The organism is Flaviflexus sp. (genome assembly GCF_041440645.1).
Lineage (GTDB): Bacteria > Actinomycetota > Actinomycetes > Actinomycetales > Actinomycetaceae > Flaviflexus.
Genome location: NZ_JASDVN010000019.1, coordinates 95408 through 105484, shown reverse-complemented (window position 1 = coordinate 105484; position 10077 = coordinate 95408). Strand labels below are relative to the sequence as shown.

At 60.0% G+C, this 10077-nt stretch carries 9 protein-coding genes; 2 read left to right on the top strand and 7 right to left on the bottom strand.

Features of this window, described 5'->3' with window-relative positions; genetic code table 11:
• The 3 genes from QMB98_RS02905 to glnA form a co-directional block, all read right to left on the bottom strand.
• On the bottom strand, positions 1–563 hold a 563-nt coding region (locus tag QMB98_RS02905), incomplete at its 3' end, for a hypothetical protein (protein WP_371684149.1).
• Between the two features lie 456 nt (positions 564–1019).
• Positions 1020–1676, bottom strand: coding sequence for a TetR/AcrR family transcriptional regulator (locus QMB98_RS02900; protein WP_371684148.1), 657 nt, complete (start codon positions 1674–1676; stop codon positions 1020–1022).
• A gap of 345 nt (positions 1677–2021) precedes the next feature.
• On the bottom strand, positions 2022–3446 hold the full coding sequence (gene glnA, locus QMB98_RS02895) for a type I glutamate--ammonia ligase (RefSeq protein ID WP_371684147.1): 1425 nt from the start codon (positions 3444–3446) through the stop codon (positions 2022–2024).
• Positions 3447–3578: 132 nt separating this feature from the next.
• Here glnA and QMB98_RS02890 point away from each other — a divergent pair, with 132 nt between their 5' ends.
• Positions 3579–3929: an RDD family protein gene (locus QMB98_RS02890; RefSeq protein WP_371684146.1), complete on the top strand. Its 351-nt coding sequence runs from the start codon at positions 3579–3581 to the stop codon at positions 3927–3929.
• A gap of 220 nt (positions 3930–4149) precedes the next feature.
• Here the strand turns inward: QMB98_RS02890 and QMB98_RS02885 are convergent, their stop codons facing one another.
• The 4 genes from QMB98_RS02885 to lpdA form a co-directional block, all read right to left on the bottom strand.
• Complete coding sequence (locus QMB98_RS02885) at positions 4150–4848, bottom strand: DUF4191 domain-containing protein (protein ID WP_371684145.1); 699 nt, start codon at positions 4846–4848, stop codon at positions 4150–4152.
• A 10-nt stretch (positions 4849–4858) separates the two neighbouring features.
• Entirely contained in the window at positions 4859–5986 is a 1128-nt protein-coding gene (locus QMB98_RS02880; protein WP_371684144.1) for an MFS transporter, read from the bottom strand.
• Positions 5987–6118: 132 nt separating this feature from the next.
• Positions 6119–7873, bottom strand: a complete 1755-nt coding sequence (gene sucB / locus QMB98_RS02875; protein ID WP_371684143.1) for a 2-oxoglutarate dehydrogenase, E2 component, dihydrolipoamide succinyltransferase — start codon at positions 7871–7873, stop codon at positions 6119–6121.
• Between the two features lie 21 nt (positions 7874–7894).
• Positions 7895–9274, bottom strand: coding sequence for a dihydrolipoyl dehydrogenase (gene lpdA / locus QMB98_RS02870; RefSeq protein ID WP_371684142.1), 1380 nt, complete (start codon positions 9272–9274; stop codon positions 7895–7897).
• A 141-nt stretch (positions 9275–9415) separates the two neighbouring features.
• Between lpdA and QMB98_RS02865 the strand changes: the two genes are divergently transcribed.
• On the top strand, positions 9416–9715 hold the full coding sequence (locus QMB98_RS02865) for an oxidoreductase (protein WP_371684141.1): 300 nt from the start codon (positions 9416–9418) through the stop codon (positions 9713–9715).
• Positions 9716–10077 lie beyond the last annotated feature (362 nt).

Here is a 10077-nt window from a genome sequence, read left to right as displayed (position 1 = left end):
GACCGACAGTCCCAATCAACACCCGCCAATCGGAACCTGTCAACAAGGTAACGGGATACGCTGGTCCACCAGCCGAGTCCCGGCGGCATCCAGGTGACGGTGACCTGGGCGAGGATGAGGATCTGCAGACCAACCGAGTTGCCCTCGCGGGTGCCCTTCGCGCCGCGCTCCGCCCACAGCATGGCGGGGCCGGTGGAAAGAATGAAGTTCGTCAGCGGGTAGAAGAAAAAGGGAGCTGCGTTGGCGATGCCGCCGAGCAGGTAGAAGATCCAGGTGTTGAGTCCAAGGAAGAGGGCAAGCATGGTGCCGACGCGGATCCAGGCGTCCTTCGATGTTACGGGATGAGAATAGAAGCGCTGGAACTGCTCCTCACGCTCGTCGCGAACGCCGTTGATGAGAGACCAGGTCTCCAGACCAACCCAGATGGGAAGAGCAATGCCAAAGGCGGTGAAGACCCAGAAGAAGTCGTACTCGAAGGCGAGACGCCAGAACACGATCGTGCCCACAACGTCGACGCTCCAGTACCAGCAATGCATCCAGATCGGGTAGGGGCTCTTCTTCATCCTTGACGGCCAGCATGACCGCCCAGATGTAGACAAGGAAGCCCAGCGTCATGGTCAGACCAAAGGCGAAGATATTGCCGGCGTTCTCGCCGCTGAAGGTCATGGCGTCAATCAGCTGATCAACCATGCCGCCCAAGTATTCAGTCACGGAAGTGTCCCTCTTTCATCAGACGTGGGAGTCGAACTTCGGTCCAGTACCTCAGTGGCTGCTCATTCCCTAACTGTACTAGTATAGTTATACGGGTATGGGGATAAAAGTCACGGGATTGATCACAGTGTGAGGGAGTGCTTTGGGTAGAGCCGTACATGGACGAGCCAAAGGAGAATCAGTTCATGCCGCTGGTGGAATGGGCTGTTGCCTTAGGGGGAACCGGCCAGAGCCTCAGGCGGAATCGGCTATTGCCGTAAAGGGAAGCTGGCACTGGTGTGGATGGGTTCTCCCAGCGCTCAGGCTTTTCAGTCCTCGAAGTGCTGTGAAATGAGTTCGGATGCTCGATCGAGGTATTCATCGCTCACTCGGAGCGCCTGAAGGGTCTTGTCTCGGCCTACTTCGGGGAGTTCGAACACGGATGTCCAGAAGATCGACATGGGACGGTAGGCCACGTGGAAGGGATCGGGAACGATGTCGTTGCTGAGCTGGCGGTAAAGATAGTCGTACACGCCGCCACCGACGAACAGGTGCATCTCCGCAACGAGATCTTCCTTGCCGTCGTTGAGGTGCAGGGTTGAGAGGGACCACTCCTCGTCGGCCTTGAGTAGCTGGTCCGTCACGCTTCTGCTCGAGAGAGCATCGAGGGTCAGTCTCCTCATAGGAGCGTCCTTGAGGACAAAGGCGAAGTAGACCTGAGAGACGATGAAGTTGTTGAGGTACGGATCTGAGTTCCCGAGATCGAGAGTATCGACGGCCTTGTTGGACTCGTCGAGTATCGCTCGATACATGTCAACGAGCAGGGTTTCTTTCTTGGGAAAGTAGTACTGAACATTGGTCTTCTGCACCGATGATGCCACGGCAATATCGTCGTACCGAGTTCTCTGATAGCCGTGCTTGAGGAACAGGCGATAGGCGTTCCGAGCAATCGCGTTGCGCGCCTTGTCGTTCCTCCGCCGTGCCATATCGTTCCTGCCTTCATCACTCGTCTGGGTTGGCCAATCGTCCGAAGAACGGAGCTCACTCTGCCGATCGGAACCGCCTGGAGCACATCCTGGCCAACCACGGGACCATCCAATGGACCCCTTTGACTATAGCTCAGCACAATGAGCAATGGATGGGGCGAAGTAGTCGTGGACTGTGTCGATTGGATGACTGCGTGGGTGAACGGAGTCCTGGCTCCTGCTCACGAACTCACGTGCGTGGAGCTGTGTTCCCAGCTGTCCTTGGTGCGTCAACGCGAAGAATGGCCCCTGCTACCAGGGGCCATTCCATCTCACTGAACGATAGCGGCGCTAAGGCCTACCGGTTTAGATGTCGAAGTAGAGCTCAAACTCGTGCGGGTGCGGGCGCTGACGCAGGGGAGCGATCTCGTGGTCGTACTTGTAGTTGATCCACGTATCGATGAGATCCTGCGTGAACACGTCACCCTCGAGGAGGAAGTCGCTGTCGTTGCGGAGTGCCTCGAGGGCACCCTCAAGGGAGCTCGGAACCTGCTCGATCTGTTCGTGCTCCTCCGGGGGAAGCTCGTAGAGATCCTTGTCGATCGGATCCGCGGGCTCGATGCGGTTCTTGATGCCGTCGAGGCCTGCCATGAGCTGAGCTGCGAACGCGAGGTACGGGTTCGAGGACGGGTCCGGAACGCGGAACTCGAGACGCTTCGACTTCGGGGAGGAACCGGTCACGGGGATGCGGATGCAGGCGGACCGATTACGTGCCGAGTACACCAAGTTGACCGGAGCCTCGAAGCCGGGAACGAGGCGGTGGAAGGAGTTCACGGACGGGTTCGTGAAAGCGAGGAGAGCCGGGGCGTGCTTGAGCAGGCCGCCAATGTACCAGCGCGCCATGTCGGACAGACCACCATAGCCGCGCTCATCAGCGAACAGCGGTTCACCGTTCTTCCACAGCGACTGGTGGCAGTGCATGCCGGAACCGTTGTCACCGAAGATCGGCTTCGGCATGAAGGTGGCGGTCTTGCCGTTCTCCCATGCCACGTTCTTGATGATGTACTTGAACTTCATGAGGTCATCAGCAGCGGCAAGAAGCGTGTCGTACGTATAGTTGATTTCCTGCTGACCGGCGGTGCCGACCTCGTGGTGTGCGCGCTCCACGCGCAGACCTGCCTCGGCCATGGTCTTGCTCATCTCGTCGCGCAGATCAGCGAACTGGTCGTTGGGAGAGACGGGGAAGTAGCCGCCCTTCATGCGGGTCTTGTAGCCCTTGTTGCCGCCCTCTTCTTCGCGGCCGGTGTTCCACCAGGCCGTGTTGGAGTTGATGTGGTAAAACGACTCGTGCTCGTTCGTATCGAAACGAACGTCATCGAAGACGTAGAACTCGGCCTCAGCACCAAAGTAGACAGTGTCGGCGATGCCGGTGGACTTCAGGTAGTTCTCGGCCTTGGCGGCCACGTTGCGGGGGTCCCTCGAGTACACCTCGTCAGTGAATGGGTCGACGATCGAGAAGTTGACGACCAGGGTCTTTGCCTTACGGAACGGATCGATGAAGGCGGAAGCGACGTCCGGGATGAGCTTCATGTCCGACTCGTGGATCGCCTGGAAGCCGCGAATGGAGGATGCATCGAACATGAGTCCCTCCGTGAAGACCTCTTCGGAGAAGGATTCTATGGGGATATTGAAGTGTTGCATGATCCCTGGCAGGTCACAGAACCTGACATCGATGAACTTCACATCCTGTTCCCGTGTGTAGGCAATGGCCTCTTCAGCGTTGGCGAACATTTTTCTCCTCGTATCGTGGATCCACCGTTAATGTTATAGGTAATCCGGTTCCACTCTGCATATCTCTCGCTATTTAATTTCGCACATGTCCAGAATCTGGGATTGAATGCGACACAGTTTAGGATGGTGACCATGGCTGATTCGATACCCCTCGCTCCTCTTGGTCGCCGCATCATCGCACTCATCATCGACTGGGGACTGTCGATGGCCATCTCGGCAGGGTTCTTTCAGTTCAACGAGTTCGCCACCCTCGGAGCCTTCGCTCTCATGCAGTTCGTTCTTGTCGGCACCATGGGTTCCAGCATCGGCCACCTCGCACTTGGCCTTGGCGTGAGGCAACTCAATGGCCAGCTTCCCGGCCCGCTTAAGGCCCTCGGACGCAACGTTCTCCTCTGCCTTGTCATCCCCGGCATCTTCACGGTCCCGGATGGTCGCAGCTACCACGATGCCCTGATGAAGACCACGATCACCCGCATTCGTTAATCGCTTCCCACTGGCGCAAAGAGCCCTGCCGCACAAATCTCGAAGCGGTTGCCGGGTAGCGCCTTCTCCTCAATCTCCCGCTCCGGATGCATCCCACATCGCCGCGGCAAGGCTCGCCCCGGCTCAGGTCGTGCTACGTGTAGAAGGACTGTTCGTACTGAACTGCAGCATGCTGGCATGGAAAAGCCCCCTGCGCATTGCAGGGGGGCTTTAGGCAGGCTTAGCGGCCTCGGGCGGCCTTGCGGTCCGGCCTCGCACGGAAGGGGTCGATGCCCTTCGGGATGGGAAGCTGGTTGGTCTTGATCGAGTCGTAGCGCTTGGCAACGACACCAACTTCTGCGTTGGTGAGGGTCTTCGGGAGCTTCTTCAGTTCCTTCATGAGCTTGCCGAGCTTCACCTGACCTTCGTCGGTGCCGACGTGTATGGAGTGGACGGGAACGTTCGGGGCGATGCGCTTTGCCTGCTTGCGCTCCTCGTCAACGAGCTTGCCGACGCGGTGGATCGGGCCTTCGGTCACGAGCACGACACCGGGGCGACCGATGAGACGGAACACCATGTCCTGGGTGCGAGCATTGAAACGGACGGGCTCTTCGGAGAAGGACCAGCCGCGACGGATGCGACCGATAACGGCAGAGGCAGCTCCGGGAATCCCCTCCATCTGCTTGTAGGACGCGCTCTCAATGAACCGAGTGAGCGTGACCATGGTGAGCATGGGGCCGAGAATGACGCCCGAGATGGTCCAGAGGATCCAGTTGCCGGTGATGATGCCGACCGTGATAAAGCCACCGGTGACAAGAACGAACACTCCGAGGAGGATCCAGGGGAGTGCCGGGTAGGACTTCTTCGCGATCTTATAGCCATCACCAAGAAGCTGATACCATCTGCGCTTTTCGGGGTTCTTTTTCTCTGCCTTTGCCATGATTCCTAGTCTAGCGTGATCGTTCGCGAACAGATGCGATGAGGCCTATGACACCCATGACTAAAGCGGAGGCCGCGGCCACCCAGAATGCGTAGGCAAGTTCCTGCCTCTGGAGCTGACCCGCTAGGGCCGCACCAATGGCGACGCCACCAACATTGACGGCACCCAGTGCCGTCATGGCGACTCCGTCGCCACCCTTCGGTGCGCGCCGGGACGCGATCGTGAACATCGCCACAGAGGCGGGGCCGATCGCGAGACCGAGGAGGAACAGGATCCCAGCGAGCTGCCACGGGCTGTTCGTCAGGGGAGCGACGGGCACAAGGATGGCGAGGGCGATGCCGGAGATGGCGATGCGGGTGGGCTGGCTGATGCGCTCCGGAATGGCGACCGCACCAAGGGCGGTGATTGCGGCACCGGCACCCATGGCGGAGTAGATGAGTCCGGCGTAGCTGGCCGAACCGAACGCCTCGGCAGCCGTTGTGGTCGAGGTCTGCATGGCACCGAAGTAGGAGCCGAGGCACAGCATCGAGAAGAGGGCAACGGACACGAGAACGACGGTCCGCCACATCGCGGGGGTCGGGACTCCCTCGACCCGGCTCGTCGTGGTGGGTGCCGACTTGTGCAGACCCAGGGAGGTGACACAGCTGGCCGCGATGATCGCGGAAATGATGAGGGGTGCGGACGGCGAGATTGCCGTGGCGAGGATGCCAACGATGGCGGGGCCGAGAACAAAGTTCAGTTCATCCGCCACGGTCTCGTAGGACATGGCTGTGGCGATGGTCTTCGGAGTTTTTGCCACCGGGTACCAGCGGATACGCATGAGCGCACCGACGGGAGTGGTGGTGAGGCCAACGAGGGTACACATCGCGAGAACAACGCCGAAAGCCATGCCGGCCTCCGTCACGACGACCAGTCCGATGAGGGTGGCGGCATTGATAGGCCCGAGGAACAGGAAGGGCCGACGTTGACCTACCCGGTCGGTCCACTGCCCGATGAGGGGCTGACCAATGCCGGTGGCGATCGCGAGGACCGCGGAAGAAATGGATGCCGCCGAGATCCCGTGGTGCTGGGTGACGAGAGTCAGAACCCCGATGATGATCATCGAGGTTGGGAGGCGGCCCACAAAGGCAAGTGGCATAAAGACCTGACCCCAAAGCTTGGGCAGGTCTCGATAACTGGTGAAAGAAGAAAGTACGTTCATAACAAGTAAGTGGAGGGTCTACGCGATGTAGACCCTCCACTCTAACCTAACGATGGGTTAATGCCACTATCACAGACCGACTTCGGAAGCGAAGTCTCCCTCTTCCAGGCGTGCCTTGACGGCCGACAGGTAGCGACCAGCATCCGCACCATCAATGAGGCGGTGGTCGTAGGACAGAGCCAGGTAGATGTAGTTGCGGATACCGATGGACTCGTTACCGAACTCGTCCTTCACAACGGCGGGACGCTTGACGATCGTGCCAACACCGAGGATTGCGGACTCGGGAGCGTTAACGATCGGGGTGTCGAACAGAGCGCCGGAGGAACCGGTGTTCGTGATCGTGAAGGTGCCACCCGACAGCTCGTCAGGGGAGACCTTGCCGGAGCGGGTGCGGCCAGCGAGATCGCCAATGGCGCGGGCGATGCCGGCAATGTTGAGGTCGCCAGCGTTCTTGATGACCGGAACCATGAGGCCACGCTCGGTGTCGACCGCGATGCCCACGTTCTCGTGACCGAAGTATTCGACGTTCTTCTCGTCAACGATGCGGGCGTTGATCTTCGGGTGAGCCTTGAGCGCCTCGGTCGCTGCCTTGACGAAGAAGGGCAGGAAGGTGAGCTTGACGCCCTCGGCCTGATGGAACTTCTCCTTCGCGGCGGTACGGAGAGCCACGACCTTGGTGACATCGACCTCGACCACGGTGGTGAGCTGTGCCGAACCGTGGAGGGACTCCATCATGCGCTGGGAAATAACCTGACGCAGGCGGGTCATCTTCTCGGTGGTGCCTCGCAGCGGTGAAGCCTCGGTCACCTTGGCGGACTTGGAGGGAGCGGCAGAAGCAGCGGGTGCGGCCTGAGCGGCTGCCTGAGCTGCGGCTTCCTCAGCGGCCTTCTTCGCTGCCTCGGCGGCGGCCTCAACGTCCTGGCGGCGCACGCGGCCACCAACACCGGTGCCCTTGACGGAATCAAGGTCAACGTCGAGCTCGCGAGCAAGCTTGCGAACGATCGGGGTGACGTAGGAGCCAGTAGCGGACTCAGCGGCGGAAGCTGCGGGAGCCTCTTCCTTCTCCTCAGCAGCGGGAGCGGGAGCTTCGGTCTTCTCTTCAGCCTTTTCAGGGGCCGGTGCCTCTTCCTTTTCCTTTGCCTTGGGCTCTTCCGCGGGTTCTTCAGCCTTTGGCTCAGCCTTCTTGGCGGGGGTGCCGGAACCGATGATGGCGACGGGAGCGCCAACGTCGACGGTCTCGTCCTCACCCACGAGAATCTCGAGGAGGGTACCAGCAACGGGGGAGGGAACCTCAGTGTCGACCTTGTCGGTGGAGACCTCAAGGAGGGGCTCGTCGATCTCGACGGTGTCGCCAACTTCCTTGAGCCACTGGGTCACGGTGCCTTCGGTGACGGACTCGCCAAGAGCTGGCATTGTGACCTTCTCGCCCTCGGAAGAACCGGACTCGGCCGGAGCCTCGTCAGCGGATGCCTCTTCGGCGGGAGCTGTTTCCTCGGCGGGAGCTTCTTCTACCTCTTCGGCCGGAGCCTCTGCCGCCTCTTCCTCAGCTGCAGCGTCGTCGTCGGACGAATCGTCGGAGGAACCGGAGCCGTCGCCAATGTAGGCGAGAACCGCGCCTACATTGGCCGTTTCGTCCTCTTCAACAACGATCTTCTCGAGAACGCCGGCGACGGGGGAGGGAACCTCGGTGTCGACCTTGTCGGTCGAGACCTCCAACAACGGCTCGTCCACCTCGACTGTGTCACCCACGCTCTTCAGCCACTGCGTGACCGTACCGTCGGTGACGGATTCGCCCAGTGCGGGCATCTTTATTGCTTCAGACATTTTGTGTCAGTCTCCTTGAGCTTAGTTGTGGGTGTGCAACGGCTTGCCGGCGAGGGCGAGAACAGCCTCGCCCACGGCTTCGTTCTGGGTCGGGTGTGCGTGAATGAGTCCGTCGAAGTCCTCCGGGAATGCTTCCCAGGCGACCATGAGCTGGCCTTCGCCAACCTGCTCGCCCATGCGTGCGCCAATGGCGTGGAAGCCGACGATCGGGCCGTCCTTCTCGCGAACGAGCTTGACGAAACCAGCAGTTCCGAGCATCTGGGACTTGCCGTTACCAGCGAGGTTGAACTCGACGGCTTCGATGTTTTCCTTGCCGTACTTCTCTTCAGCCTTGTCCTGGTTGAGGCCAACGGAGGAGACCTCGGGGTTCGTGAAGGTCACGCGGGGGATCAGGGTCTCGTCGATTTCCTTGGGCTCGAGGCCTGCGATCTCCTCGGCAACGAAGATGCCCTGGAGGAAGCCGCGGTGTGCGAGCTGGAGGCCGGGAACGATGTCGCCGACGGCGTAGATGTTGGCAACGCCGGTGTGGAGGCGTGCGTTCGTGGTGACGAAGCCGCGCTCCATGGGGATGCCCTGCTCCTCGTAACCGAGGTTCGAGGTGGAGGGGCCGCGGCCGATGGCAACGAGCAGGTAGGAGGCGTCGTAGGACTTGCCGTCCTGGGTGAACACCTTGACGCCGTTCTCGTTCTGCTCGACGCGGTCGAACATGGTCTTGGTCTTGAAGTTGATCTTGCGCTTACGGAAGGCGCGCTCCAGGGCCTTCGAGATCCCCGGATCCTCGTTGGGGAGGAGGTGATCGAGGCCTTCAATGATGGTGACGTCGGCGCCCATGGACTTCCACGCGGAAGCGAACTCGGAGCCGATCACGCCGCCGCCGAGAACGACAACGGAATCCGGAACCTCGGTCATCTGGAGAGCCTGCTCCGAGGTGATGACGCGGCCTTCAATGGCGAGTCCGGGGAGGGACCTCGAGTAGGAGCCGGTTGCGAGGATGATGTTCTTGCCCTTGAGGACACGGTCGCCAACCTGAACGGTATCGGGACCGGTGAGACGACCCCAGCCCTCGACGGTCTCAACGTTGCGCGAGGACACAAGGCCGGTGAGGCCCTTGTACATGCGGGAGACAACGCCTTCCTTGTAGGAGTTCAGCGCCTCCATGTCGATGCCTTCGAAGGTGGTCTTCACACCAATGCTTGCGCCTTCGCGTGCTTCATCAGCAACGTCGGCGGCGTGCAGGAGTGCCTTGGTGGGGATGCATCCGCGGTGGAGGCATGTTCCACCGACCTTGTCGCCCTCGACGAGCGCCACTTTCAATCCCAACTGTCCTGCGCGCAGAGCAGCTGCATAGCCACCCGAGCCCGCACCGAGGATAACGATGTCGTATTCCTGCGTGTCAGCCACGTAGATCTCCCTTAATCTCAACTCGAAAACCCGACCGAACGGTCGCGTCACTCACCCCCATATTGTTCCACTTTCTAGGCCAAACGTCATGGTAGTTCGATCATGTTCTCTGATTGCTGAGGAAGAAAGTACAATCTATTCATGGGAATTTTCTCTCGTTTGAGTGCAGGTGGCTCTCGTGAGCGCAAGAATGCCACCACGGAACACTTCCGGGACTTCGCTTCCACCCGCAAAGGCGTGGAAGCTTTCTTTGAACCTGCGGGAGCCCGAGAACCCATGTCGCTCATCCTTGTTGCACGCGATGGCGAGTGGACGAGACGGCCCGTGCCGAGCGCGAAAGAGGCCGCCAAACTCGCCACTGAGCTGGGATTACCCTTCTACGAGGTCATCAAGACCGGCTACCCGCAGCGCATGCGAGAGTGGTCTCGGAAGAACAAGTAGGCGGCACGAAACTCACCTTTGAAGAACCGAAACGGGGTCCGCGTGACCCCGTTTTCAGCATCATCTCCCACCCGCCGATGCGATGTTCATCAGGTCCTCGCACTCGCATGTTAACCCTGTCTTCACCAGTGGTCGGGCCACCTGTGGCCCAGGTCAGTGATAACTTTCACCCTTGTGATCACGTCACATTCCGGGCGGATTGTTAGAAAGCAGACAACCATCAACCACAACGAGTCGAGGCTACTGCGTTAACCGGTTGCTGAGTCACCGGGATACTGAGCCAGCCGGTCACGATATAAGAGTGGGTCCGCGGAGTAACTCCACGGACCCACTGTCTCTTACTCTCTAGCCTTGCGTAGTTC